A 24,476-nucleotide genomic window follows, 5' to 3' on the forward strand; every position below is an offset into this window, starting at 1 on the left:
GGCATCGGCTGGTCAGCGCGTGGCGACCGGCCGGTCGGGCGCCCGGCGACCTACCCTGGTGAGCATGGCCAGATCCCATCTCACTCTAGCCGCGCTGGCCACTTCGGCCGTCGAGGGCCTCGACGTCCGGACCGCGCGCGAATTCACGCACTCGACGCACGGGGACTTCGACTCCGCCCTGCTGACCACGCGCGACGGCGCCCGCCTGGTGGTGCGCGTGCCGACCTCGCCGCTGGCCGAGCAGGAGCAGCTCGGCGACCTCGTCGCCCTGCGCGCGCTCACCGCCGGCATCCGCAGCCGCCTGCCGTTCGATCTGCAGGAGAGCATCGGGCAGACGCCGTACGACGGCACCCGCGGCGTCGTCTACGAGTACCTCGAGGGCGACCGCGTGCTGATCGACGACGTCGAGGCCTCCAGCGGTCTCGCGGACTCGGTCGGGCGGGCGATCGGCGCGATCCACTCGCTGCCGGCGTCCTTCGTGCAGGAGGCGGGGCTGCCCGTCGCCTCGGCCCGCGACAGCGTCAACGAGACGGTCGCCGTCATCGAGCGCGCCGCCGACACCGGCCACGTGCCCGCCGCGCTCGTCGCGCGCTGGGAGTCGGCCTCCTCCGACGAGGCGCTCTGGCAGTTCGACCCGACGGTCGTGAACGGCTCGATGACCTCCGACTCCTTCCTCCGCTCCGGCGACTCCGTCAGCGCCGTGCTCGGCTGGGCGGCGCTGCGGGTGGGCGACCCGGCCCGCGATCTGCACTGGCTGCTCAGCGCCCCGGGGGCCGGCACGGCGTTCGCCGCGTACTCGCGGATGCGCGCCGGCGCGGTCGACCGCACCCTCCGCCAGCGCGCTCAGCTCTACGCCGAGCTCGAGCTGGCCCGCTGGCTGCTGCACGGCACCGAGACCGAGGACTCGGCGATCGTCGACGACGCGGTCGGGATGCTCGACCTCCTGGTCGACAGCGTCCTCGGCGATCTGTCCGCGCCGCTGTCCACCGACACCGGACCGGTGCTCGAGGTCTCCGAGGTCGAGGAGCTGCTGAACCGCACGCCCGGCGCGCGGACCGGCTCCTCCGCTCACGGCCGCGGGCTCGCCCCCGTCGCCGAGGAGAGCGACTCCGAGAGCTCGCGCTCCGAGTAGAAGCGCTCGGGCCGCAGCACGAGGTCGTCGGCGACGAAGTAGAACACCGCGTCGACGCTCTCCAGCGGCACGCCCTTCCAGCGCGAGTAGGCGAGGCGGTACAGCGCGAGCTGGAACTGCTTGAGCTCGAGGTCGGCCGCGTCCTTCGGGGCGCGTCCGGTCTTCCAGTCCACGATCTGGAAGCCGTCCTCCGTCCGGTAGACCGCATCGAGCTTGCAGACGACGACGTGCCCGGCCAGCTGGAGGTGGATCTCGATCTCGACCGCCTCGGGGCGGCGGTCGGCCCACTCCGAGCGCTCGAACGTCTCGATCAGACGGGCGAGCTGCTCGCCCTCCGCTCCGGCCGCGGTCGCTCCGCCGTCGTCGAGCTCGTCCGGGAAGGTGTCGACCAACTCCGCCTCGCCCTGGATGCCGAAGCGGTTCTCCACCCAGGAGTGGAACGTCGTGCCGAGCCGGGTCTGCCGGTACGGCCGCTCGGGCATCGGCCGGCGCAGCTGTGCGACGACCTCGGCGGGCGTGCTGACGATGTCCTTGAACCGCGAGGCCGGGATGCGGGTCGGCAGGCCGACGCGCTCGCCGCCCGCGAGGCGCACGGCGCGCTCGGCGAGCAGCAGGCGGATGTCCGCTCCGCGGGCGCCGAGCAGCGCCGGCTCGGCGACGCGCACGCGCTCGGCCGCCGCGCGCACCCGGTCGCCGCGGGCGCCGAGCGGGTCGTGCGGCCAGTGGAAGGTGCGCGGCGCCTGCTCGAGCGGGTTCTCGAGGTTCGACGGCTCGACCGGCAGCTCCGGGAGGGTCCTCGCCTCGGCGAGATCGCGGAGGAAGACGCCGGGTCCGCGCGGCTTCGCCTGCCCGGCCCACCAGGACCCGCTCAGCAGCAGGTGGTGCCGGGCCCGGGTGACCGCGACGTAGGCGAGCCGGCGCTCCTCGGACTCGTTGCGCTCGCGCAGGGTGTCGCCGAAGTCGGCGATCGCGTCGACGACCTCCTTCTGCGTCGTGCAGCCGCGCCAGGCGAGGTCCGGCAGCTCGGCGGCGTCGCCGCGGAAGGCGTACGGCATCGCACCGAGGCGCACCCAGCCGCGGAAGCCCTCGACCGGAGTGCCGGGCAGCTCGCCGTCGACCATCCGCGGCACGGCGACCAGGTCCCACTCCAGGCCCTTCGAGCCGTGGATCGTCAGCAGCTGGACGGTGCCGGGCTCCGGGTCCTCGGGCCGAGGCGCGAGGCCGTCGCGCTTGTCCGCCAGCACGAGCCAGCGGAGGAAGCCGCGGAGCGACGAGCCGGTGCCCGCGCCGCGATCGTCGGTCTGCAGGTAGCCGGACACCGCCTCGCGGAACGCCTCGAGGTTGGCGCGGCCGTCGCTGCGCGACTCGTTGGCCTCCACCTCGATGTCGAGGCCGAGCTCCTGCTCGACCAGCGTGACGAAGTCGAGGAGGTCGAGGCCCGCCCGGGCTCGGAGGCGCGCGAAGAGCGTGCCGGCGTCGTGCAGGCGGCGCAGGCCCTCGTCGCTGAACGAGGACAGCGCGGAGTGGTCGAGCCGGCCGTCCTCGCCGGGGCGTCGCGAGGCGATGAAGTCGAGGGCCTCGATGATCGAGCCGCCCTCGCCCTCGGTGACGGAGGCGCGCATCCGCTCGCGCACCTCCTCGGGCAGCAGCCGGTGCGCGTGGTCGCGCGAGGCGAGCCAGGAGGCGAGATCGCGGAGCGCGCGCAGGTCGCGGACGCCGAGGCGCCAGCGCGCGCCGGCCAGGAGGCGGACCAGCTCGCTGCCCGCCGCCGGGTCCTCCACCACGGTCAGCGCGGCGACGAGGTCGGCGATCTCGGGCTGCCGCAGCAGGCCGCCGATGCCGAGGATGTGGTACCGGACGCCGTGCCGGGAGAGCGCGGCGGCGAAGCGGTCCATGTGCGCGCGGACGCGGAAGAGCGCGGCGGCCGACGGCGGCGCCTCCCCGCGCTCGGCGTTCTCGGCGAGGCGGCCGGCGAACCAGCGCGCGACGTCGTCGGCCTCGTCCTCGATCGTCTCGGGGAAGGTGAGCTCGACGGCGTGGTCGGAGGCGCCCGGCCCGGCGGCGAGGCGGTCGACCGGGACGGCGCTGCCCGCGGTCAGCGGCGCGACGACGGCGTTCGCCGCCGCCAGCACGCCGTGGCCGTTCCGCCAGCTGGTCGACAGCGAGAACCGGGCCGCGGAGCCGAAGTCGAGGGCGAAGCGGCCGAGGCCCTCCGCGCTCGCGCCGCGCCAGCCGTAGATCGACTGGTGCGGATCGCCCACGGCCATCACGCCCTGCTCGGCGAAGAGCCGGGCGAGCAGGCGGGTCTGCAGCACGGAGGTGTCCTGGTACTCGTCGAGCAGCACGACCCGGTAGCGGGCGCGGTGCTCGTCGACGACGCGCGGCACGCGCTCGATGATCCGCAGCGCCAGCGCCACCTGGTCCGAGAACTCGACGAAGCCGCGCTCGGCCTTCGCCTCCTGGAACCGCTCGGCGAGCGCCGTCAGCACCGGCAGCGCGCCGACGGCCTGCAGCGCCTTCTCGAGCTCGCGGTAGAGACCGGAGCCGCTGGAGCCGCGGGGCAGCTCGCCGAGGCGGAGGAAGTCCTCCGCGAAGCCCGCGACCTCGGCCGGGTCGGCGAGGTTGTCCGCGAGGTCGTGCGCGAGCGCGACGGTGAGGTCGGTCAGGCGGTCGATGCTCGCCTCGACCTCGAGGATGCGCGGGTCGGCGGTGTCGGCGACGACCCCGCGCGCCAGGTGCCAGGCGGAGGCCTCCGAGAGCACGGTCGCGTCGCCCTCGCGCCCGATCAGCGCGGCGTTGTCGCGGAAGATCGTGTTCGCGAAGGCGTTGTAGGTCGAGACGGTGGCGGCGTCGAACGGGTCGGGCTCGGTCTGGCCCTCGCGCAGCGGCAGCAGGCCCGCGGCCCCCAGCTGGTCGATCCGGCGGCCGATCCGCTCGCCGAGCTCGGCGGCGGCCTTGCGGGTGAAGGTGAGGCCGAGGACCTCGGAGGGAGCGGCGAGCCCGTTGGCGAGCAGCCAGAGCACGCGGTTCGCCATCGTCTCGGTCTTGCCGCTGCCGGCGCCCGCGACGACGAGGGCCGGGGCGAGCGGCGCCTCGATGACGGCGCGCTGCTCGACGGTGGGCGGGCGGAGGTCGAGGGCCTCGGCGATGGTCAGGGCGTCGATCACGGGCGGGGTCCCTCCTCGGGGGTCGCGGCGGAGTCGGGAGCGGGGTCGGCGGCGGGATCCGGGTCGGCGGCGTCCAGGGACGAGTCCTCGGGAGCCGCGGTCTCCTCCTCGTCCGTCTCGACCTCGTCGAGCGCCAGCCGGCCGTCCCCCGAGACCTCCGGCACCGCATGGATCCGGTACCGCAGCGCGTCGCCCGGGGAGAAGGGGACAGCGTCGAGCAGCCCCGAGAAGCCGGCCGAGGCCATCCCCCGCGCGGCGGCGCGGACCCGCTCGCGCAGCGCCTCGAGCTCCTCCTCGCCGAAGCGGGGCTGGACCACCTCGCGGTAGAGCGACCCGCGGACGCCCTTCGCGACGAAGAGCAGCTTCGCGCCGCCGCCCTCGTCCGCGCCGGCCGCCTCGATCGCGCCGCTCGCGACGGCGAGCTGGTAGCTGCCGAGCTGCGCGTGCTCGGCGATGTCGGCCTGGCGCGGAGTGCTCCGGCCGGTCTTCAGGTCGACGATGACGACCGAGCCGTCCGGCGCGCGCTCGACCCGGTCGATCGAGCCGCGGATCCGGGCGGGCGGCACGTCGATCTCGAACTGCTGCTCGCGGCCGAGCACCGCCCCGCCGCCGCGCTCGAAGTCGGCGAGGTAGGCGGCGAGGCCCTCGACCAGGCGCCGGGTCACCCGCAGCTGCCGCTCGCCGAGCCAGGGCGACTCGAAGACCAGCTCGGGCCAGCGCGACTCCAGCTCGGCCCAGAGCGCCTCCGGCTCCGTGCTCGACGCGTTCTCGAGCACCCAGTGCACGAGCGTGCCGACTCCCATCGCGGTGCTCGTGGTCGAGCCCGACACGGCGTCGACGAACCAGTCGAGCGGCGAGCGCTCGAACGCCTCGAGCCGGCTGGGCGAGACCGAGACGGGCCGCTCCGGGTCGTCGAGGTCGAAGAGCGGCTCGGTGGTGGACGACTCGAGGACGCCGTACCAGGAGGCCGGGTCGGCCCCCGGCACCTCGGCCAGCGTGAGTGCGCGCAGCCCGCGGATCGCACCGGGCGCCTCGGCCGAGTTCGGCGTCGTCGCGGTCCGGCGGAGCCCCGCGACCGCCCCGCGCAGGGTCAGCGGCACGGCCGAGGCCGCGTCGAGCCGGGGCGCGCCGGGCGGCGTGAGCCGGAAGAAGAGGGACGGGGTCTCGTCCTCGCCCGCGACGGCGCTGAGCACGACCTGGCGCCGGGCCCGGGAGGCGGCGAGCGCGAACATCCGCAGCTCGTCGTCGAGGGTGGCCTTCCGGCTGTCGAGCGGCAGGTCGCCCTCGCCGCGCGCGTGCCGGATCAGCCCGTCGGGGTCGAGCAGCGAGCCGCGCTGGCGCAGGTTCGGCCAGACGCCGTCCTGCAGCCGCGCGACCACGACCACGTCGAACTCGAGGCCGACGACGGAGGAGGGCGTGCCGATCAGCACCGCGTCCTCGACCGAGCGCGGCGCGAGCGTGTCCTCCGGCACCTCCGCCTCGAGGATCTCGGTGACGAAGCCGATCGCCGAGTGACCGGGCGCCCGCTCGACGAAGCGCCGCGCCGCGCTGAAGAGCGCGACGACGCCGTCGAGGTTGCGGTTCGCCTCGGCCGCGGTGAGACCGGTGCCGAGCGCCAGCTCGCGCCAGGAGGACGCGACGCGGCTCGACTCCCAGGCCGACCAGAGCAGCTCCTCGATCGAGCCCTGCTCGGCGTGCAGTCGGCGGACCCGGTCGATCGTGACGGCGAGGCGCTCGGCCTGGCGCGCCGGGCCGGAGTCGATCGTGGCGAACCGTCCCGGTGCCTCCAGAGCCTCCACCAGCAGCGGATCGCTCGCGCGGATGCCCCCGCCCGCGAGCTCCTCCGCCCGCAGAGCGAGCCGCAGCCGTCGCAGGCCGAGCCGGTCGACCCCGCCGAACGGGCCCAGCAGCAGCTCGGCCGCCAGCTCCGCGTCCAGCGGACGCTCGCCCACTGCGACGCCGATCAGCACGAGCAGCGCCCGGGCGGCGTGGTCGTCGCGCAGGGCACGGCCGGCCAGCACGGAGCGTGTGGGCACCTCGGCGACGGCGAGCGCCTTCAGCAGCGGCTGCACAGCTGCGCCGGAGCGGACGACGACGGCCATCCGGCGCCACGGCACGTCGTCGCGGAGCCGCCGCTCGCGCAGCAGTCGCGCCACCGTCGCCGCCTCGCGCGCCGCCGTCGGAGCGTGCAGCACCAGCAGCGGCGCGGGCGCCCCCTCCTCGTCGGCGGGAGCCCCGGCCGCGCGCTGGCGCCCGGCCGCCGCGGTCCCGATCCGCTGGGTCGCCGCGGAGACGAGGGCGCGCAAGGCCGCCCCGTGCCGGTGCACCCGGCCGAGGACCAGCGTCTCGGCGTCGCGCACGCCGATCGCCGGGCCGAAGCGGCCCAGGGTGTCGGAGGCGGCGCCGCGGTAGGCGCTCGTCGCGACGTCCGGGTCGCCGAACGCGAGCACGGTGACGCCGCGCGCGGCGAGGGCTCGCAGCAGCACGACCGTCGACTCGCTCGCCTCCTGCATGTCGTCGACGAGGACGAGGCGGAGCGCCCGGATCCGCTCGCCCCCGCCGCCGTCGCGGATCGTCTCGGCCGCGAAGGCCGCGAACTCGGCGGCGTCGAGCTTCGTCCCCGCCTGCGGCGACATCCAGTCGACGACGTCGCGGAACTCCTCGAGCACGGCGGCGGCGGCCGACCACTCGCCGCGGTCCGCGTCCACGGCGAGCCGGCGGATCGCGTCCGCGTCGAGGCCGTGCTCGGTGGCCCGCATCCCGAACTCGCGCAGCTCGGTGCGGAAGGTGCGCAGCCGCAGCACCTCGGGGCTGAACTCGTCGGGCCAGCGCGGCCCGGTGCCCTCCTCGAGGTGCCCCTCGAGCAGCTCGGAGAGGATGACGTCCTGCTCGCCGCCGGTGAGGAGGGTCGGCCGGTCGATCCCGAGCTCCTTGGCGGCGGCGGTCACGGCCTCGAAGGCCAGCGAAGTGGCGGTCCGCGCCAGCGGCCCCCGCGTCGGGACGCCGAGCCGCAGGGCGAGCACGTCGCGCAGTGCCGTCGCGGCCGTGCGGCTGGCGGCGAGCACGGCGATCGACTCCGGCTCGTAGCCGCGCTCGAGCACGCGCTCGGCGACGAGCTCGACGATCGTGCTCGTCTTCCCCGAGCCGGGGGCGCCGAGCACCGCGGCGCTGCGGCCGTCCGGCAGGGCGAGGACGGCGCGCTGCGACGCGTCGAGGACGAGCCCCTCGCCGGCCGAGCCGTCGCGAGTGGGAGCCTCGTCGGAGGCGGGTGCCGGGGTTCGAGGAGCGCTCACGCGACCACGCTAACGAAGACCGCCGACACTGCCGCGCGCCCTCGGGCGGCCCCTCGCGAGCCGGGTCCGCTCAGCGCGAAACCGGCGTCGGCCGCGCCGCGCGGTCCCGTATCCTGACAGCCACGTCCCCTCCCGAAAGGCACTGCTGGTGGAAATCCGTATCGGAATCGTCAACACCCCGCGCGAGCTCAACTTCGAGTCCTCGCTGTCCGTGGCCGAGGTCGAGAAGACGGTGACCACCGCGCTCGAGGCGGGCGCCAAGGTCCTCCGCCTGCGCGACGAGAAGGGCAAGATCTACATCGTCCCCACCGAGACCATCGCCTTCGTCGAGGTCGGCTCCGAGGAGTCGCGCCGCGTCGGCTTCGTCGCCTAGCCCCTCCCGCACGGTCACGTCGTGGAGCTCCTCTTCGTCACGCTCGGCGGGATCCTCCTGGGCCTCGCCGCCCGCTACGGGCTGCCGCACCGGCACCTGCACGGGTCGGTGCTGATCCCCGCGCTCGGCGGCGTCGTCGCCGCCGTCGTCTGGGTCGCGCTGACCTGGGCCGGTCTGCCCTGGGACGGCGGACTGATCTGGATCCTCGCGCTCGGTCTCGCGGCCGTCGCGGTCCTCACGGCCGACGTCGCGCTCGGCCGGGCGCGCACCCGCCGCGACGACGCCGCCCTCGAGGCGATGCTCGCCGGCCGGGTCGCCCCGGACCGCGTCGCTCCCTGAGCGCCGCCCACCACCACGCGAAGGCGCGGGAGTCCTGGACTCCCGCGCCTTCGTCGTCCCCGGGTCCGCCGCCTCAGGCGGGCAGGGCCCCGACCGGGGTCGTCGCGGCCAGCGCCTCCGCCACCGCCGCGCGGATCGGCTCCACGATCGGCAGCACCCCGGCGAACTCCGCGGCCAGCCGCTCGGCCGCCGCGCTGAGCGGCCCGCCGCCGATGATCACCGCCTCCGCCCCGGCCGCCTGCGCCCGCAGCACCGCGGCGTGCAGCTCGCCGTGCAGCCGGTCCGGGTCCTCGAGCTCCTCCGCCGGCGACGCCGTGAGGAAGCAGCCCGCATAGGCGCCGAGGCTCCCCGCGTCCGCGACGAGCGCCCGGAGCACCGGCTCGAGCCGGCCGGTCGTCGTCGCGATCGCGAACCGCCGGCCGCCCGCGCTCGCGGCGCGCACGGCCGCGGCTCCGATGCCCACGACCGGCAGCCCCGTGGCCTCCGCCGCCTCGGCGGCACCCGGATCGCCGAACGCGGCGACCACGATCGCGTCGGGCGCGTGCAGCAGCACCGCGCGTCGAGCTGCGGTCACCACGTGCGCCGCCGCGGCGGAGAGAGCGGCGGGCGTCGTGATGATCGAGGGCCCCTGCGCCACCGTCTCCCCCACGACCCGGACGTCCTCCCCGCGCACCGCGTCGCGGGCGACTGCGACGAGGAGCCGGGTGGTCGCGACCGAGGTGTTCGGATTCACGACGACGACCGTGCGCTGCACGCTCAGTCCTCCGCCATCGGGCGGCCGACGGTCTCGCGCGGGAACTGCACGGCGATCGCGCAGATCGCGAACAGCCCGGCGAGGAGGGCGAACATCCCGCCGACCCCCGAGGCGTCGAGCACGGCGCCGGCGAGGAGCGGGAACAGTCCGCCGGAGAGCGAGCCGAGGGCGAGGATCACCGAGGTGCCGAGGCCGCGGATGCGCGTGGGGTACTGCTCCGGAGCGAACAGCCAGATGGTGGTGTTGAGCACGATCACCGAGAAGTTGAAGAGGAAGCCGAAGACGAGCACCAGCGCGACGGTGGTGCCGAGGAAGCCGAAGCCGAGACCGGCGCCGATCCCGAGCAGGGCCGCGACCGTGAGCGTGAGCTTGCGCGGCAGCCGGCGGGCGGCGAGCGCCGCGACCAGCGCTCCGACGAGGGAGCCCGACTGCATCACGAGGGTATACCAGAGCGCACTGGTGATGTCGAAGCCGCGGGAGGTGAGGATCAGCGGGATCAGGGTGAGCATCGAGATCTGCGCGGCGTAGGACATGCAGACCGCGACGCCCAGGGCGATCGTGGTGCGGCGGTGGCGGCGGCCGAAGAGCTCGGTCCAGCGCGGGGTGCTCACGGCGGTGACGGGTCGGTCGGCGACACCGCCCAGGTAGTCCACCTCGTCGGTCACGGGGCGGTGCAGCCGGCCCTGAGCGAGCCGGTTGATCACGGTGTTCGCCTCGGCGACGCGGCCCCGGGCCGCCAGGTAGCGGGGAGTCTCGGGCAGCGCGCGCCGGTAGACCACGACCGCGAGGGCGGGGATCACCAGGATCCCGAAGAGCCAGCGCCAGCGGTCGTCGCCGGTGAAGACCGAGAAGACGATGACGCCGAAGAGCGGGGCGAGCATGTTGCCGAGTCCGGCCGCGGCGACGTTGATCAGGCCGACGGCGGTGCCGCGGTGCTTGGCGGAGAAGAACTCGGCCAGCATGATGACCGCCGTCGCGATCTCGCCGCCGAGGCCGAGGCCGACCAGGAAGCGCGCGGCGACCAGGATCTCGTAGCTGGGCGCGAAGGCGCAGAGCAGCGAGCCGACGGCGAAGATCATCAGGTTCGCGCCGAGGAGGGTGCGCCGCCCGATCCGGTCCATCACCACTCCGGCGAGGACCCGGCCGAGCGCGACCGCCGTGAAGGTCGCCGTGTTGAGCAGGCCGATCTGCGCGCCGGCGAGTCCCCAGTCGGCGGCGAGGATCGGGCCGGCGACGCCGACCGTGTTCTGCTCGATCGCGTCGAAGAAGACGCCGAAGAGGATCATCGCGACGATGCCCAGGTGGGCGCTCGTGACTCCGATGCGCGAGTAGGCGGCCTCGATGCGGTCGCCCATCGTCGTGGCGGGGGGCGGATTGGTGACGGTGCTCATGGGGCGGGTCCTTCCGGCGGAGTGGCGAGGGAGGCGCTCGGTATACCGAGGCACGTCGATCACGGTAGATCCGATCCGGCGCCAGGGTGTTTCGGAAGATGAAGACGGCGTTACAAGGGCCGACGGGTCTCTCCTGCCCCGCCCGCTACCCTTCGAGGACGGAGAACGGGTAGACCGACAGGAGCGCCGATGCCGACGAAGAGTCCCGCGCAGACGATGTCGCAGCGGGTGTACGAGGAGCTGCGCGCGCGCATCCTCGACGGCCGGCTGCCGGCGGGCGAGCCGATCCGCGAGCGCGATCTCGCCACCGAGCTCGCCGTCTCGCGCGTCCCGATCCGCGAGGCGCTGCCCTGGCTCGAGCTGGCCGGCCTGGTCACGGTGCGCCCGCGCAGCACCGCCGTCGTCTCGATCGTCCGGCGGCGCGACGTCGAGGAGCTCTACGACATCCGCTCGGCGCTGGAGCCGCTCGTGGCCCGCAAGGCCGCGGAGGCGGTGGCCCGCGGCGCCGACGCCTCGGCCCTGACCGCAGTGGTCGCCGACGCGAGCGCCGCCCTCGCCGCCGGCGACCTCGCGCGCTTCCACTCCGAGAGCGGCCGCATCCACGGCGCGATCGAGGCGATCGCGGGCAACCGGCTCCTGATCACCACGATGCAGCCGCTCGACGAGCGCAGCAACCGTCTCAACATCGCCAACATCCAGGCCGAGCCGGGCGTCCGGCACGACGAGCACGTGCGGCTCGCGGAGGCGATCGCCTCCGGCGACGCCCCGCTCGCCGTCTCCGTCGCCCACGCCCACGTCGAGTGGGGCCGCGCCCGCACCGTCGCCACCCTGGCCCACGTCCCCGGCTTCATCGACGACTGACGCAGCGGCGGCGCACGTCCTCCGTACTGATCGACCGGCCAGCGGCGGTCGCCTCCATGCTGATCGAGTAGCCCGCGCAGCGGGCGTATCGAGATCCACCACCGCAGGGAGTCGGGTCTGCAGAACCCACTCTCCGGAGGACGTGGGTCTCGATACGCCCCTCCGGGGCTACTCGACCAGCATGAGGCGCGGCACAGGCCGAGCTCCGGCACGCGGATCTCCCTCGGGCACGCGGGAACGGGCGAATCCCGCGAGCCGGAGGTGATTACGCGAGCCGGAGGCGACGGACCCCGTTCGACAGCCGCGCCGGGGCCTCAGGCCGTCAGGCCGAGCGCGTCCATCCGGCGGGTGTGCGAGGCGATGAGCTCGGTGAAGACCGGCTCGATCCGGGACTCGTCGGAGTCGGGGTTGCCCGAGCCCATCAGCGCCGAGCGCGCGACGAGCAGCGTGTCGCCCACCAGCCGGCGCCCCCAGACCGCGAGCCGGGAGCCGAGGCGCTCGTCCGCGGCGATCTCGCGGCGGAGGATCGCGACCAGGCCGTCGACGCCGGTGTCGGCACCGAGCGTCTGCGCCATCCGCGGGCCGACGTCGTTCGGCAGCCCGCCGGTGAGCCGGATGAAGAAGTCGTCGAGCAGCCCGGCGGTGATGTAGGCCGACAGCAGCGTCTCGTGCAGGTCGGCGCCGCGGGTGAGGTGCTCGAAGGTGTCGATGGCCGGCCGGAACGGCGCCATCGCCTCGCTCGGCTCGACGTCGCGCCGGCGCAGCTCGGCCACGACCGCGTGGTGCTTCGCCAGCGCGGTGCCGGCGGCGGCCGAGATCGCCTCCTTGTCGGCGAGGTCGTCCGTGCCCGCCACCCCGCGGGCCAGCGCCTCGAAGACGGCGAGCTGCAAGTAGGCCACCTGACCGAGGTAGGGCAGCAGCTGGGGGCTCAGGTCGGCCAGATCGACGCGGTCGCGCTTGCTCGTCGACTCTCCGCGCGGGGTCAGTCGGGGGGCTTCGCCGAGCGGACGTCGACGTCGGAACCAGGCTGCCATCCGATCAGTGTAGAGCGCGCGCCGCCCGCGGTTCCGGGCCCGAGGACCCCCGTGGCGGTAGACTCGCCGGGATGTCACCGGCGCTGGATCGGTGACCCTGCGCCCGAGTCGTACAGGGGCGTGGACCGTTCGACACGACAGGCGCTTCACTCCGTGACTTTCTCCGACCTCAACATCGACGACGACATCGTCGCCGCACTCGCCGCCAAGGGCATCCTCGAGCCGTTCCCCATCCAGGAGCAGACCATCCCGCTGGCCCTGCAGAAGCAGGACATCATCGGGCAGGCCAAGACCGGCACCGGCAAGACCTTCGGCTTCGGCCTCCCCCTCATCCAGGCCCTCGGCAACGACCCCGAGCCCGGCGTCAAGGCGCTGATCGTGGTGCCGACCCGTGAGCTGGCCGTGCAGGTCACCGAGGACATCGAGCTCGCCGCCTCGAACCGGCCGACCAAGATCGTCTCGATCTACGGCGGCAAGGCCTACGAGGGTCAGATCGAGCAGCTCAAGGCCGGCGCGCAGATCGTCGTCGGCACACCGGGCCGCCTGCTCGACCTCGCCGGTCAGCGCCTGCTCTCGCTCGCGAGCGTGCAGACGATGGTCCTCGACGAGGCCGACAAGATGCTCGACCTCGGCTTCCTCTCCGACATCGAGAAGCTCTTCGCGCAGACCCCGGCCACCCGCCACACCATGCTCTTCTCGGCGACGATGCCCGGCGCGATCGTCGCCCTCGCCCGCCGCTTCATGAACAAGCCGATCCACATCCGCGCGACGGACCCCGACGAGGGCATCACGCAGGCGAACATCAAGCACATCGTCTACCGGGCGCACTCGCTCGACAAGGACGAGGTCATCGCCCGCATCCTGCAGGCCGAGGGCCGCGGCAAGACCGTCATCTTCACCCGCACCAAGCGCGCGGCCGCCCGCATCGTCGAGGAGCTCAACGACCGGGGCTTCAACGCCGCCGCCGTGCACGGCGACCTCAACCAGGAGCAGCGCGAGCGCGCGATGGCCGCGTTCAAGGCCGGCAAGAAGGACATCCTGATCGCGACCGACGTCGCCGCCCGCGGCATCGACGTCAACGACGTCACCCACGTGATCAACCACACGATCCCGGACGACGACCAGACCTACCTGCACCGCGTCGGCCGCACCGGCCGCGCCGGCAAGACCGGCATCGCCGTCACCTTCGTCGACTGGGAGGACCTGCACAAGTGGGCCCTCATCAACCGCGCGCTCGAGTTCGGCCAGCCCGACCCGGTCGAGACCTACTCCTCGTCGCCGCACCTCTACGAGGACCTGGCGATCCCCGTCGGGACGAAGGGCCGGCTGAAGCCGACCCCGATCCCCGCCGAGGCGAAGGCGGACGCCCGCCCCGAGCGCGCTCCCCGTCAGCGCGAGCCTCGCGAGGGCGGCCGCGAGCCGCGCCGCCGCAGCCGCGGTGACGCCGCCGAGACCGCTCCCGCCGCCACCGAGGGCGAGCCGGTGCAGACCGGCCAGGCCCCCTCGAGCGAGAGCAAGGAGCACCACGACGGCAACAGCGAGCCCCGCCGCCGCACCCGCCAGCGCCGCCGCAGCCCCCGCCCGGACGGCTCGGCGTAGGTCTCAGCGGCCGCGGATCTCGATACGCCCGCTCCGCGGGCTACTCGATCGGCAGGAGAAGCATGCTGGTCGAGTAGCTCGCAGGAGCGCGTCGAGACGCGGCCTTCAGCAGCGCGAGCTTCTGACAGCGGTGGATCTCGATACGCCCGCTCCGCGGGCTACTCGATCAGCATGCAAGTCCGCCCCGCGGGCTCCTCGGCCGGCATGCAGGACCGCTCCGCGGGCTCCTCGGTCGGCATGCAGGTCCGCCCCGCGGGCTCCTCGGTCGATGCAGGACTGCTCCGCGGGCTGATCGAACGGCAGGAGAAGGCTGGTCGAGTAGCCGCACAGCGGCGTATCGAGACCCGTCCCGCCGCGCCGACGCCTCGGCTCAGCCCGCCCGCGCCGCCCCGCGGATCGCGTCGACGGTCGCGCGCTCCGTCGTGTTCTCGCCGAGCCGGTTCGGCTTGCCGGTGCCGTGGTAGTCGCTCGACCCTGTGGTGACGAGGGAGTACCGCGAGGCCAGCTCGCGCAGTCGCCGCTTGCCCGCGGCGGTGTTCTCCCGGTGCTCGACCTCGAGGCCGAAGAGCCCCGCGTCGACCAGCTCCGGCAGCATCGACTCGATCGCGATGCCGCGGGTGCTCGTGGCGGGGTGCGCGATCACGGGCACGCCGCCCGCGGCCCGCACGAGCCGCACCGCCTCGACCGGATCCGGGGCGTAGTGCGGCTGGAAGTAGCCCCCGCGCCAGTCGAGGATCCCCGCGAACGCCGCCGAGCGGTCGGTCGCGAGCCCGCGGGCGACCAGGGCGTCGGCGATGTGCGGGCGCCCGATCGTGGTGCCGGGGCTGGTCTGCGCCAGCACGTCGTCCCAGGTGAGGTCGTAGTCGGCCGCGATCGCCGCGACGATGGCCTGCGCGCGGTGCGAGCGCTCCGAGCGGATCCGCGAGGTCTCGGCCACGAGGCCGGGGTCCTCCGGATCGGGGAGGTACGCGAGCACGTGCACGCTCGCCCAGCCGACCCTCGAGGAGAGCTCCATCCCGGGGAGCAGATCGATGCCCGCCTCCTCGGCCGCCGTGATCGCCGCCGCCCAGCCGCGGGTGGTGTCGTGGTCGGTCAGCGCGACGCCGTCGAGACCTGCCGAGGCGGCCGCGCGGACGAGCACCTCGGGCGGCTCGGTGCCGTCGGAGACGAGCGAGTGGGTGTGGAGGTCGTACCCGCCTCCGGGGACATGCATCCGGCCATCGTAGACGCGCGTCCTGCGGACTCCCCGGGACCGATGCCCTAGCCTGGGCCGGGATGGGGACACGACTGGTCAAGTTCGCGGTGGCGCTCGCAGTGGCGCTCGTGCTGCTGGTGGTCGCGGCACCCGGCTTCTTCGGCCTCGCCGGTCAGACGCCCTTCGCGCAGCTGGTCTCGTTCCGCGCCGCCACCGCCCTGGCCGCGGTCGCCGGAGCCGTCGTCCTCGTCGTCGTCGCGGTGCTCGTCGAGCCCGTGCGCCGGCTCGCCCTCGTCCTCGGCGCCCTCGGCGTCGCCCTCGCGCTCGTGCTCGGCGGCCTGCAGGCGGTCCGCGGCGACGACTCCGCCCCGCCCCGCGCGCACCGCCTCGGCGATCTGCGCGTCCTGAGCTGGAACCTCCTGCACGACGGCGTCCCCGCCGAGACGGTCGCCGCGCTCGCGAACGCGAACGCCGCCGACGCGGTCGCGCTGCTCGAGGTGTCCCCGGAGCGCGCCCAGCAGGTCGTCGACGTGCTCGCCGCCGCCGGCCGGCCGATGACCCTCCACCTCGTCGCGGGCTCCGGTCCGAGCGACGGCACGGCCCTCCTCCTCTCGCCCACCCTCGGCGGCTACTCGGTCGACGCCGCGAGCACGCCGACCGCGACCAGCGCGTCTCTGGTGGCGCGCCCCGACACCCCGGACCGCCCGGTGATCGCCGCCGTGCACACCACCGCTCCCCTGCCCGCACAGGTGACCGAGTGGCGCAGCGACCTGGCCAGGCTCGCCGACCTCTGCACCGCCGAGGAGGACCTCGTCGTCCTGGGCGACCTCAACTCCACGCTCGACCACTGGTCGGCTCTCCCCGGCGACTCCGACCTCGGCGGCTGCGCGGACGCCGGCCGGCTCGCGAACGCCGCGGCGGTCGGCAGCTGGCCGACGAGCCTCCCGCCGGCCCTCGCCGCCCCGATCGACCACGTGCTGTTCTCCGGTCGCTGGGACGTCTCCGGCTTCGACGTGCTCAACGACCAGGACGACGCCGGCAGCGACCACCGCCCGGTGATCGCGCAGCTCTCGGTCCGCGGGATGGTCAAGGAGTCGTCCTGACCGCTGCCCCGGCCGCCTGACCCTGCCCCCGGTCGCCGTGTCAGGCGCAGGGAGGAGAATGGCGGGATGACGAACACGGACGAGCAGACCACCACCGCCGCACCGGAGACCGTCGCCGCCGCCCCCGCACCGCGCGCGACCACGAACCGCTCCACGACCCCCGGCTCCGACCGGTTCCGCGACTTCATCGCGTCCGGCTGGGCCGAGCGCGAGGACGCTCTCCCCGAGCCGCGCGAGCAGGCCGCCTTCGCCGCGCGCCGCCGCGAGCGCCTCTCGGCCCTGCACACCGGCGTCCGGCTGATCGTGCCGGCCGGGCGGCTGAAGCAGCGCGCCAACGACACCGACTACCCCTTCCGCGCACACTCCGCCTTCACCTGGCTGACCGGCTGGGGCTCGGACTCGGAGCCCGGCGCCGTCCTGGTGCTCGAGCCCGCGGGCGAGGGCCACACCGCGACGCTCTACTTCCGCGAGCGCGCCGGACGCGACTCCGACGAGTTCTACGCCAACTCCGAGATCGGCGAGTTCTGGATCGGCCCGCGGCCCTCCCTCGCGCAGGTCGCGGCCGACCTCGGACTCGAGACCCGGGGCATCGCGGAGCTCGACGCCGTCCTGGACGCCGGCGAGGCGCCGGTCGCGGTCCTCCGCGAGGCGGACCCCATGGTCACCGCGCGCGTGAACGCGCAGTCGCCCGGCGCGGAGACCCGGGGCGACGCCCTCGAGCGCGACCTCTCCGAGCTGCGCCTGGTCAAGGACGAGTACGAGATCGCCGAGCTGCGCGCCGCGGTCGACGCCACCGCCCGCGGCTTCGAGGACGTCCTCGCCGACCTGCCCCGCATCGTCCGGCACGAGCGCGGCGAGCGCCTGATCGAGGGCGTCTTCAACGGCCGCGCCCGCGCCGACGGCAACGCGGTCGGCTACGACACCATCGCCGCCGCCGGCGCGCACGCCTGCATCCTGCACTGGACCCGCAACGACGGGCCGGTGCGCCCCGGCGACCTGGTGCTCCTCGACGCCGGCGTGGAGCAGGAGAGCTACTACACCGCCGACATCACCCGGACCTTCCCCGTCGACGGCCGCTACACCGAGGCGCAGCGCCGCGTGCACGAGACGGTGCGGGAGGCGGCCGACGCCGCGTTCGCGATCGTCCGGCCCGGCATCCGCTTCCGCGAGGTGCACGCCGCCGCCATGGCCGTGATCGCCCGGCGCACCGCGGAGTGGGGACTGCTGCCGGTGAGCGCCGAGGAGGCGCTCGAGGCCGACAACCAGCAGCACCGCCGCTACATGGTGCACGGCACCAGCCACCACCTGGGCCTCGACGTGCACGACTGCGCGAAGGCCCGCCGCGAGATGTACCTGGACGGGATCGTCGAGGCCGGCATGGTCTTCACGATCGAGCCGGGCCTCTACTTCCAGCCCGACGACCTCACCGTCCCCGAGGAGCTGCGCGGCATCGGCGTCCGGATCGAGGACGACGTCCTCGTGACCGCCGACGGCGCCGAGAACCTCTCGGCCGGCATCCCCCGCTCCGCCGACGACATCGAGGCGTGGATGGCGCGGCTCGCCGGCTGAGGCCCTACCCGGACGGCTCCGGGTCGGGTCCGGCGTCGCTCAGGCGGCGACGGCCTCGACCGGGTTCTGCCGGGCGACGGCGCGGGCGAGCCCCTCGAGCAGGACGGCGAGCTGCCCGGCCGGCGCCGCCGGGTCCTCCGGGTGCCACTGCACGCCGACGATCGGCGCTTCGCGGTGCTCGAGCGCCTCGACGACGCCGTCCTCCGCTCGGGCGACGACCCGGAGGCCCGGGGCGAGGGCGTCGACCGCCTGGTGGTGGGCGCTCTGCACGGCGAGCGCCTCCGCGCCGAAGAGGCCGCCGAGGGTCGAGTCCGCGGCGAGCACCACGTCGTGCCGGTGCATGCGCTCGTGCACCGGTGCGTCGGCGTTGAGGTGCCCGGCCTCCGGGCCGAGGTCCGGGACGAGCGTGCCGCCGAGGGCGACGTTGACGATCTGGAGTCCGCGGCAGATGCCGAGCAGCGGGGTGCGGCGGGTCAGCGCCCGGCGGACCAGCGCGATCTGGGCGGCGTCGGCCTGCTCCGCGTGCGGGCCCTCGCCGGTGTAGCCGAGCGCGACGCCGTAGCGCTCGGGGGCGATGTCCTCGCCGCCGGCCAGCACGATCGCGTCGGCGCCGAGGGTCCGCTCGAGCAGCCGCGCGGTGCCGAGGTCCTCCGCGGCGAAGCGCTCCGCCTCCCAGCCGAGCTCGCGGGCGAGGCCCAGGATGCGGCCGTTGAGCATCTGCACGTAGGCGTGGTACTCGTCGCGTCCGGGGCGCGCCGAGGCGACTTCGACGATGGCGAGCGTTCCTGGCATGCCTCCATCCTGGGCGGGCTCGCGCGGCGGGTCGAGCCGCGACGACACGGTCGGTAACACAGGCCCCGTACGATTACGGGGTGACCTCGCCGCCCCCGTCCCTCCCCGAGCGGTTGCACCGCTCCCGGGCCGATGTCTCCGTCCTCGCGGGCACCACCTCCGAGCGCCAGGTGCGCCCCCTCCGCGAGGCGATCGAGGCGGCCGGAGAGCGCGACGACGCCGCCGCGGCTGCGCTGCTCGACGCCGTCGAGGCGCAGACGGCGCTGCTGGAGCGCGCCGAGACCCAGCTGAGCGCGGTGGAGCGCTCGGTGCGGGACGACCTCGACCGCGCGGCCACGCTGACCGGCGTCCGGACCACCGCGCAGCTCGCCTCCGCCGCCGACGTCGCGACCGCCTGCGCCGCCGCGACCGGCCTGCTGCTCAGCGCCGACGACGCGCGCTCCTCGGACGTCCGCCACGACCCCTCCGCCGTGCTCGCCCTGCTGCTGGAGGCCGACGCCGCGCTGGACGCCGTGGTGGCGGGCTACCGCGAGCCGCGGGCGCAGGCCGAGCGGCAGCTGCTCCTGGTCGAGGGCGCGCGCACGGTCGCCCTGCTCGGGGCCGACGCGGTCGCCCTGCTGGCGGCCGTGCACGGCGAGCGGATCACCGCCGCGCCGCGCATCCTCGCCGAGGAGACCCGCGCCCAGCTGGACGCCGCCCTGCACCTCGCGGCGGCCGATCCCGCCGCAGCGCTCGAGCAGGCGAGGGCGGCCGACGACCGCGCCCGCTCCGCGCTGGACGAGGCGCTGCTCGACCTCGACGGTCCCGAGGCGCCGTCCGCGGATCCGCTCGCGGGCGTGCCCGGCGAGCTCCCCGCAGCCTGATCGGGCGGAGCCTCGGCCCCCGCGAGCTGCGTGCCATAGTGAGAGCCATGGCCTCCTTCCTCGTCGTCCCCCAGTGGCAGGGGTCCGCCTCGACGCGGGCCATGCGCCTCGTCGACGGAGCCGAGGCGATCCGCGGCGATCTGCCCTCCTCCGCCACGGTCGTCGTCGACGTCCCGCCGGAAGCGGGCGACGCGCAGGACACCGGAGTCCGCCGCTACGCGTCCGTCGCCGTGACCGCCGAGCGGGTCCGCGAGGCGCTGGCCGGCCGTCCCGGGCCGATCGTGACGATCGGCGGCGACTGCGGCGTGGAGTTCGCGGCGATCGGGCACGCGGTCCGCTCCTCCTCCGAGCCGGTCGCTCTGGTCTGGCTCGACGCGCACCCCGATGCGAACACGCCGGAGACCTCGCCGAGCGGCGCGTTCTGCGGCATGGTGCTCTCGGCCGTCCTCGGCCGCGGCGTCGGACTGCTCAGCGCGTCCGCCGCGGACCGGATCGCGGACGAGCACGTCGTGCTCGCCGGCGTCCGCGCCCCGGACCCGGGCGAGCTCGAGGGACTGCTCGAGCGCGGCGCCACCCACCTCGGCGTCGACGCGCTCGATCCGGAGGCGCTCGTCGCCGCCGTCGAGGCGACCGGTGCCGGCTCGGTCTACGTGCACATCGACCTCGACGTCCTCGACCCGGCCGAGGTCGCCGGTCTCTTCGACCCCGTGCCGTTCGGCGTCCCCGTCTCGCGGCTGGTCGAGTGCCTCGCCGCGCTGCGGGCCCGGTTCCCGCTCGCGGGCGCGGGCCTCACCTCCTTCGCGCCCTCCTCGCCGACCGCCGCGGTCGACGACCTGCCGACGATCCTCCGCCTGGTCGGCGCGACGACCCGCGGCGTCTGAGCACTCCGCGGCCCGGGCCCTCGTCGGCCTGAGCGGCGACTCCGAATCGGCGCCCCGCCGCGACCCGGTGTCGGCGGCACCGGGCAAGATGGACGGACGCGACCCGAGCGGAGGACCGATGAGCGACGACCGGCGACGTGTGCGCACCGAACGGCGCGAGCACGTGCTCGAGATCGTCCTCGACCGGCCCGAGAAGCGGAACGCGGCCGACTTCCGGCTGCTGCGCGAGCTGGCCGCCGCCTACGGTGAGCTGGACCGCGATCCGGAGCTGCGCGCGGGCGTCGTCCTCGCCGAGGGCGCCCACTTCACGGCCGGCCTCGACCTGGCCGACATCGGCCCGCGGCTCGGCGGCGACGGTCTGGACTTCGTGCCGGAGGGCGGCCTCGACCCGTGGGCGATCCGCACCCGCCCGGTGGCCAAGCCCGTCGTGATCGGCCTGCAGGGCACCTGCCTCACCCTCGGCATCGAGCTGGCGCTCGCGAGCGACGTCGTCCTCGCCGAGGAGTCGACCCGCTTCGGCCAGATCGAGGTCGCGCGCGGCATACTCCCCTTCGGCGGTGCCACGCTGCGCTTCCCGCGCGCGGCCGGCTGGGGCGACGCGATGCGCTGGATCCTCACCGGTGACGAGTTCGACGCCCGCGAGGCGCACCGGATCGGCCTGGTCCAGGAAGTGGTGCCCGACGGCGCCGTCGCCGAGGCGGCCCGAGCGATCGCCGAGCGGATCGCCGCGCAGGCTCCGCTCGCCGTGCAGGCGGCGCTCGCGAGCGCCCGCCTCGCCGTCGCCTCCTCCGACGCCGAGGCCGCCGCTGCGCTGCCCGCCGAGCTGGCACGCCTCGCCGCGTCGGACGACGCGCGGATCGGCATGGAGGCCTTCCTCTCCCGCACCCGAGCGGAGTTCACCGGCCGATGAGCGAGCAGGCACCCGTGACCACGTCCGTCCCGACCACCACCGGCACCGCCGATCCCGCGGCCCGGCTGCGGTCCGTCCTCGATACCCAGCGCGAGCGCGCGGCCCAGCAGCTCGAGGTCCGCCTGCGCTACGGCGACCAGGTCTGGGAGCTGCGCGAGGTCGACCACTTCGCCGTCTTCTCCCGACGCTCGAGGGCGCGCCGGGCCGGGCGGGCGCTCGTCGCCTCCGGCTTCGAGATCGCGATCTCGCGCCTGCGGCTGCGCCTCGTGCTGGTCGCGAGCCACCACGCCGCGGTGGACGAGGAGGCGACGACCGCCTTCCTCCGCCAGGTGATCGAGGTCGTCGAGCGTGAGGGCGGCCGCTACGACGGCTGGCGCGCCGAGATCGTGCCCGCGCACTGAGAACGTCCTCCGGGCCGCACGGCGCCGGAGTCCAGGACAGAACGGGCGATCCGCCCCCGAGAACGATCCGGAGAGACCATGACCACGCCGAGCACCGACGCCGCGTCCGAGACCGCAGCGACCGACACCTTCGATCTGATCGTCATCGGCGCGGGGCCGGTCGGCGAGAACATCGCCGACCGCGCCGTGCAGGGCGGGTTGACCGCCGCCGTCGTCGAGAGCGAGCTGGTCGGCGGCGAGTGCTCCTACTGGGCCTGCATGCCGTCCAAGGCGCTGCTGCGCGCGCCGATGGCGCTCCGGGCCGCCCGCGACCTCCCGGGAGCGGCGCAGGCCGTGACCGGCGGTGTCGACATCGCCGCGCTCCTGGCGCACCGCGACTCCGTCACCAGTGGCTTCGACGACCACGGCCAGGTCCAGTGGCTCGAGGGCGCCGGCATCGAGCTCGTCCGCGGCCACGGCCGCCTCAGCGGTGTGCGCGAGGTGAGCGTCACCGCCCCCGACGGCTCCGTCCGCGTCCTGCACGCCCGGAGCGCCGTCGCCGTCGCGACCGGCACCAGCGCCGTCGTCCCCGACATCCCGGGGCTGCGCGCCGCCTCGCCGTGGACCAGCCGCGAGGCGACCAGCGCCGAGATCGTCCCCGACCGCCTCGTCGTCATCGGCGGCGGCGTCGTCGCCTGCGAGATGGCGACGGCCTACGCCGGCATGGGCGCCACCGTCACGCTGCTCGCCCGGAGCGGGCTGCTCGCCCCGTTCGAGCCGTTCGCCGGCGAGCTGGTCGGCGACGCCCTCCGCGAGCTCGGCGTCGACGTGCGGATCGGCGGCTCCCCCGCGTCCGTCGAGCGCCGCGCCGACGGCACCGTCGCAGTGACCCTCGAGGGCGGCGACGTCGTCGAGGCCGACGAGATCCTCGCCGCCACCGGCCGCGCCCCGCAGACCCGCGACATCGGCCTCGAGGTCGTCGGCCTCGAGCCGGGCGACTCTCTGAAGGTCGACGACACGATGCTCGTGCTCGGCGAGGACGGCTCCCCGGTCGGCTCCGGCACGCCCTGGCTCTACGGAGTCGGCGACGTCAACCACCGCGCGCTGCTCACCCACCAGGGCAAGTACCAGGCCCGCGCCGCCGGCGACGTCATCGTCGCGCGCAGCACCGGCGGCGAGGTGAAGGACGCGCCCTGGGGCGCCCACGTCGCCACCGCCGACCACGAGGCCGTGCCGCAGGTCGTCTTCACCGACCCCGAGGTCGCCTCCGTCGGCCTCACCGCCGCCGCGGCCGAGAAGGCGGGCTACCGCACCCGGGTCGTCGACTACGAGATCGGCTCGGTCGCCGGCGCCTCGCTCGCCGCCGTCGGCTACAAGGGCATCGCCCGGATGGTCGTCGACGAGGACCGCGAGGTCCTGCTCGGCGTCACCTTCGTCGGCAAGGAGGTCGGCGAGCTCGTGCACTCCGCGACGATCGCCGTCGTCGGCGAGGTCCCGCTGTCCCGCCTCTGGCACGCGGTCCCCTCCTACCCGACGATCAGCGAGGTCTGGCTGCGCCTGCTCGAGACCTACGGGCGCGACAGCGCGTGAGCGCTCTGCGGCGCGCGGTCGCGGTCGTCGCCCTCGACCCGGCGATCACCCGACCCGGCTACCTCTTCGCCTGCGCGGTCGGGCTGGCCTGGGGCGCGCTCTGGAGCACGGGCCCGATCGAGCGCCGCAACGGGCTCGTCGTCTTCACCGGCCTGCCCTCCTGGGCCTTCGGCCGCGGCGGCTCCTGCGTCGGCACGAGCTACCTGACGGACAGCAACGTCTCCGACCGCGTGCTCGAGCACGAGGCCGTGCACAAGGAGCAGTGGCGCACCTTCGGCATGTGGTTCCCGCTGATGTACTTCGTCGCCGGCCGCGACCCGCTGCGGAACCGCTTCGAGATCGAGGCCGGCCTCGAGAAGGGCGGCTACGTCCGTGGTCGCTGATCAGACGGGGCGCGTCGTCGTCCTCACCGGGGCGAGCTCCGGCATCGGACGGGTCGCCGCCGGCGCGCTGGCCTCGGCCGGCGCCCGGGTGGCCGTCGTCGGCAGGAACCCGGAGCGGACCCGCGCGGTCGCGGCGGAGATCGGCGGCGATCCCTTCGTCGCCGACTTCGACCGTCTCGACGACGTCCGCGACCTCGCCGCGGCGCTGCTCACCCGCTACGACGGCATCGACGTGCTCGCGAACAACGCGGGCGGGCTCGTCTCGCACCGCGGCGAGACGGTCGACGGCCACGAGCGGACGATTCAGAGCAACCACCTGGCCCCGTTCCTGCTGACGCGGCTCCTGCTCCCCCGCCTGATCGAGACCGGGCGCGAGCGCCCCGGTGCCCGCGTGGTCTCCACCGCGAGCGCCGCCAATCGGATCGGGAGGCTCTCGCTCGACGACCTCGACCGCCGGCGCGGGCCGTGGCTGGGCGGCTGGCGCGCCTACGGCACCTCGAAGCTCGCCACGATCCTCTTCGTCCGCGAGCTGGCCGAGCGCCTGCTGCCGACCGCCGTCGACGCCTACTCGTTCCACCCGGGCGTCGTCGCGACCGGCTTCGGCGCGGACTCGCGGCTGATGTCGCTGCTGTCGCTGAGCGGCTCGCCGGGCATCTCCGCCGAGGCGGGCGCCGTCCCGCTGATCACGCTGGCGTCCGAGCCCGACGTCGGCGCGGCGAGCGGCAGCTACTTCGACGGACTCCGCGCCGGCGGCTCCGTGGCGGCGCAGGCCCGCGACCGTCAGCTCGGCCGCGACCTCTGGACACTCTCCAGCCGCCTGGTCGGCGTCCCCGCCGCACTCTGAGGGCGGAGGGGACTCGGCGCGGC

The 24,476-nt window shown here is 75.0% G+C and carries 21 protein-coding genes; 14 read left to right on the forward strand and 7 right to left on the reverse strand.

All coding sequences use genetic code 11. The features are described 5' to 3' along the window. Positions 1 to 64 precede the first annotated feature (64 nt). Complete coding sequence (locus tag EDF45_RS20415; protein WP_123737691.1) at positions 65 to 1,132, forward strand: phosphotransferase; 1,068 nt, start codon at positions 65 to 67, stop codon at positions 1,130 to 1,132. Here EDF45_RS20415 and EDF45_RS20420 read toward each other — a convergent pair. Then, positions 1,069 to 4,299: a UvrD-helicase domain-containing protein gene (locus tag EDF45_RS20420; protein WP_123737692.1), complete on the reverse strand. Its 3,231-nt coding sequence runs from the start codon at positions 4,297 to 4,299 to the stop codon at positions 1,069 to 1,071. The two genes, EDF45_RS20415 and EDF45_RS20420, sit on opposite strands and share 64 nt — an antisense overlap. Continuing rightward, positions 4,296 to 7,592, reverse strand: a complete 3,297-nt coding sequence (locus EDF45_RS20425; protein WP_123737693.1) for an ATP-dependent DNA helicase — start codon at positions 7,590 to 7,592, stop codon at positions 4,296 to 4,298. The genes EDF45_RS20420 and EDF45_RS20425 overlap by 4 nt, the downstream gene beginning before the upstream one ends. A gap of 148 nt (positions 7,593 to 7,740) precedes the next feature. On the opposite strand from EDF45_RS20425, the gene EDF45_RS20430 reads away from it, so the two are divergent. Continuing rightward, the gene (locus tag EDF45_RS20430; protein ID WP_123447586.1) at positions 7,741 to 7,965 is read left to right on the forward strand and encodes a DUF3107 domain-containing protein; all 225 of its coding nucleotides are present in this window, start codon (positions 7,741 to 7,743) and stop codon (positions 7,963 to 7,965) included. Positions 7,966 to 7,986: 21 nt separating this feature from the next. Then, positions 7,987 to 8,304 (forward strand): hypothetical protein, encoded by a 318-nt coding sequence (locus EDF45_RS20435; protein WP_123737694.1) that lies wholly within the window; start codon positions 7,987 to 7,989, stop codon positions 8,302 to 8,304. A 73-nt stretch (positions 8,305 to 8,377) separates the two neighbouring features. On the opposite strand, the gene EDF45_RS20440 is transcribed toward EDF45_RS20435, so the two are convergent. Together EDF45_RS20440 and EDF45_RS20445 are read right to left on the reverse strand one after the other, a co-directional pair. After that, positions 8,378 to 9,058, reverse strand: a complete 681-nt coding sequence (locus EDF45_RS20440; protein ID WP_221181172.1) for an aspartate/glutamate racemase family protein — start codon at positions 9,056 to 9,058, stop codon at positions 8,378 to 8,380. A 2-nt stretch (positions 9,059 to 9,060) separates the two neighbouring features. Next, entirely contained in the window at positions 9,061 to 10,449 is a 1,389-nt protein-coding gene (locus EDF45_RS20445) for an MFS transporter (protein WP_260312341.1), read from the reverse strand. A 189-nt stretch (positions 10,450 to 10,638) separates the two neighbouring features. On the opposite strand from EDF45_RS20445, the gene EDF45_RS20450 reads away from it, so the two are divergent. Further along, positions 10,639 to 11,310, forward strand: coding sequence for a GntR family transcriptional regulator (locus EDF45_RS20450; RefSeq protein ID WP_123737695.1), 672 nt, complete (start codon positions 10,639 to 10,641; stop codon positions 11,308 to 11,310). A 314-nt stretch (positions 11,311 to 11,624) separates the two neighbouring features. Here the strand turns inward: EDF45_RS20450 and EDF45_RS20455 are convergent, their stop codons facing one another. Beyond that, on the reverse strand, positions 11,625 to 12,344 hold the full coding sequence (locus tag EDF45_RS20455; RefSeq protein ID WP_123447589.1) for a ferritin-like fold-containing protein: 720 nt from the start codon (positions 12,342 to 12,344) through the stop codon (positions 11,625 to 11,627). Between the two features lie 153 nt (positions 12,345 to 12,497). Between EDF45_RS20455 and EDF45_RS20460 the strand changes: the two genes are divergently transcribed. Further along, positions 12,498 to 13,943 (forward strand): DEAD/DEAH box helicase, encoded by a 1,446-nt coding sequence (locus EDF45_RS20460; RefSeq protein ID WP_123737696.1) that lies wholly within the window; start codon positions 12,498 to 12,500, stop codon positions 13,941 to 13,943. 370 nt (positions 13,944 to 14,313) lie between these two features. Here the strand turns inward: EDF45_RS20460 and EDF45_RS20465 are convergent, their stop codons facing one another. Further along, positions 14,314 to 15,156 (reverse strand): PHP domain-containing protein, encoded by an 843-nt coding sequence (locus EDF45_RS20465; RefSeq protein ID WP_123737697.1) that lies wholly within the window; start codon positions 15,154 to 15,156, stop codon positions 14,314 to 14,316. Between the two features lie 62 nt (positions 15,157 to 15,218). Between EDF45_RS20465 and EDF45_RS20470 the strand changes: the two genes are divergently transcribed. Both EDF45_RS20470 and EDF45_RS20475 read left to right on the forward strand, forming a co-directional pair. Further along, complete coding sequence (locus EDF45_RS20470) at positions 15,219 to 16,241, forward strand: endonuclease/exonuclease/phosphatase family protein (protein ID WP_123737698.1); 1,023 nt, start codon at positions 15,219 to 15,221, stop codon at positions 16,239 to 16,241. 66 nt (positions 16,242 to 16,307) lie between these two features. Continuing rightward, positions 16,308 to 17,810 (forward strand): aminopeptidase P family protein, encoded by a 1,503-nt coding sequence (locus EDF45_RS20475; protein WP_123737699.1) that lies wholly within the window; start codon positions 16,308 to 16,310, stop codon positions 17,808 to 17,810. Between the two features lie 39 nt (positions 17,811 to 17,849). On the opposite strand, the gene EDF45_RS20480 is transcribed toward EDF45_RS20475, so the two are convergent. Then, positions 17,850 to 18,602, reverse strand: coding sequence for a gamma-glutamyl-gamma-aminobutyrate hydrolase family protein (locus tag EDF45_RS20480; protein ID WP_123737700.1), 753 nt, complete (start codon positions 18,600 to 18,602; stop codon positions 17,850 to 17,852). A gap of 80 nt (positions 18,603 to 18,682) precedes the next feature. On the opposite strand from EDF45_RS20480, the gene EDF45_RS21870 reads away from it, so the two are divergent. The 7 genes from EDF45_RS21870 to EDF45_RS20515 all read left to right on the forward strand — a co-directional run bounded on the left by EDF45_RS21870 (position 18,683) and on the right by EDF45_RS20515 (position 24,453). Next, positions 18,683 to 19,465 carry a hypothetical protein gene (locus tag EDF45_RS21870; protein ID WP_123737701.1) on the forward strand — a complete coding sequence of 261 codons (783 nt, stop codon included), beginning with the start codon at positions 18,683 to 18,685 and terminating at the stop codon, positions 19,463 to 19,465. Next, a complete protein-coding gene (locus tag EDF45_RS21875; RefSeq protein WP_260312345.1) occupies positions 19,465 to 20,346 on the forward strand; it encodes an arginase family protein in 882 nt (293 codons plus the stop codon). Before EDF45_RS21870 ends, EDF45_RS21875 begins: the two co-directional genes overlap by 1 nt. Before the next feature lie 118 nt (positions 20,347 to 20,464). After that, positions 20,465 to 21,256 carry a crotonase/enoyl-CoA hydratase family protein gene (locus tag EDF45_RS20495; RefSeq protein ID WP_123737703.1) on the forward strand — a complete coding sequence of 264 codons (792 nt, stop codon included), beginning with the start codon at positions 20,465 to 20,467 and terminating at the stop codon, positions 21,254 to 21,256. Positions 21,257 to 21,270: 14 nt separating this feature from the next. Beyond that, positions 21,271 to 21,657 carry a ribonuclease E inhibitor RraB gene (locus EDF45_RS20500; protein WP_185020298.1) on the forward strand — a complete coding sequence of 129 codons (387 nt, stop codon included), beginning with the start codon at positions 21,271 to 21,273 and terminating at the stop codon, positions 21,655 to 21,657. 78 nt (positions 21,658 to 21,735) lie between these two features. Next, a complete protein-coding gene (locus tag EDF45_RS20505) occupies positions 21,736 to 23,226 on the forward strand; it encodes an NAD(P)/FAD-dependent oxidoreductase (RefSeq protein ID WP_123737705.1) in 1,491 nt (496 codons plus the stop codon). Beyond that, positions 23,223 to 23,609 (forward strand): Fe-S oxidoreductase, encoded by a 387-nt coding sequence (locus tag EDF45_RS20510; RefSeq protein WP_123705115.1) that lies wholly within the window; start codon positions 23,223 to 23,225, stop codon positions 23,607 to 23,609. The genes EDF45_RS20505 and EDF45_RS20510 overlap by 4 nt, the downstream gene beginning before the upstream one ends. Then, positions 23,599 to 24,453, forward strand: coding sequence for an SDR family NAD(P)-dependent oxidoreductase (locus EDF45_RS20515; protein ID WP_123737706.1), 855 nt, complete (start codon positions 23,599 to 23,601; stop codon positions 24,451 to 24,453). Before EDF45_RS20510 ends, EDF45_RS20515 begins: the two co-directional genes overlap by 11 nt. Positions 24,454 to 24,476 lie beyond the last annotated feature (23 nt).

The organism is Rathayibacter sp. PhB186 (assembly GCF_003751825.1).
Classification (GTDB): domain Bacteria; phylum Actinomycetota; class Actinomycetes; order Actinomycetales; family Microbacteriaceae; genus Rathayibacter; species Rathayibacter festucae.

Bases quoted from the DNA above. Each gene is read 5' to 3' on its own strand.
- EDF45_RS20415 (WP_123737691.1), top strand. From the start codon at position 65: ATGGCCAGATCCCATCTCACTCTAGCCGCGCTGGCCACTTCGGCCGTC.
- EDF45_RS20445 (WP_260312341.1), bottom strand. From the start codon at position 10,449: ATGAGCACCGTCACCAATCCGCCCCCCGCCACGACGATGGGCGACCGC.
- EDF45_RS20450 (WP_123737695.1), top strand. From the start codon at position 10,639: ATGCCGACGAAGAGTCCCGCGCAGACGATGTCGCAGCGGGTGTACGAG.
- EDF45_RS20455 (WP_123447589.1), bottom strand. From the start codon at position 12,344: ATGGCAGCCTGGTTCCGACGTCGACGTCCGCTCGGCGAAGCCCCCCGA.
- EDF45_RS20465 (WP_123737697.1), bottom strand. From the start codon at position 15,156: ATGCATGTCCCCGGAGGCGGGTACGACCTCCACACCCACTCGCTCGTC.
- EDF45_RS20470 (WP_123737698.1), top strand. From the start codon at position 15,219: ATGGGGACACGACTGGTCAAGTTCGCGGTGGCGCTCGCAGTGGCGCTC.
- EDF45_RS20475 (WP_123737699.1), top strand. From the start codon at position 16,308: ATGACGAACACGGACGAGCAGACCACCACCGCCGCACCGGAGACCGTC.
- EDF45_RS20480 (WP_123737700.1), bottom strand. From the start codon at position 18,602: ATGCCAGGAACGCTCGCCATCGTCGAAGTCGCCTCGGCGCGCCCCGGA.
- EDF45_RS20495 (WP_123737703.1), top strand. From the start codon at position 20,465: ATGAGCGACGACCGGCGACGTGTGCGCACCGAACGGCGCGAGCACGTG.
- EDF45_RS20505 (WP_123737705.1), top strand. From the start codon at position 21,736: ATGACCACGCCGAGCACCGACGCCGCGTCCGAGACCGCAGCGACCGAC.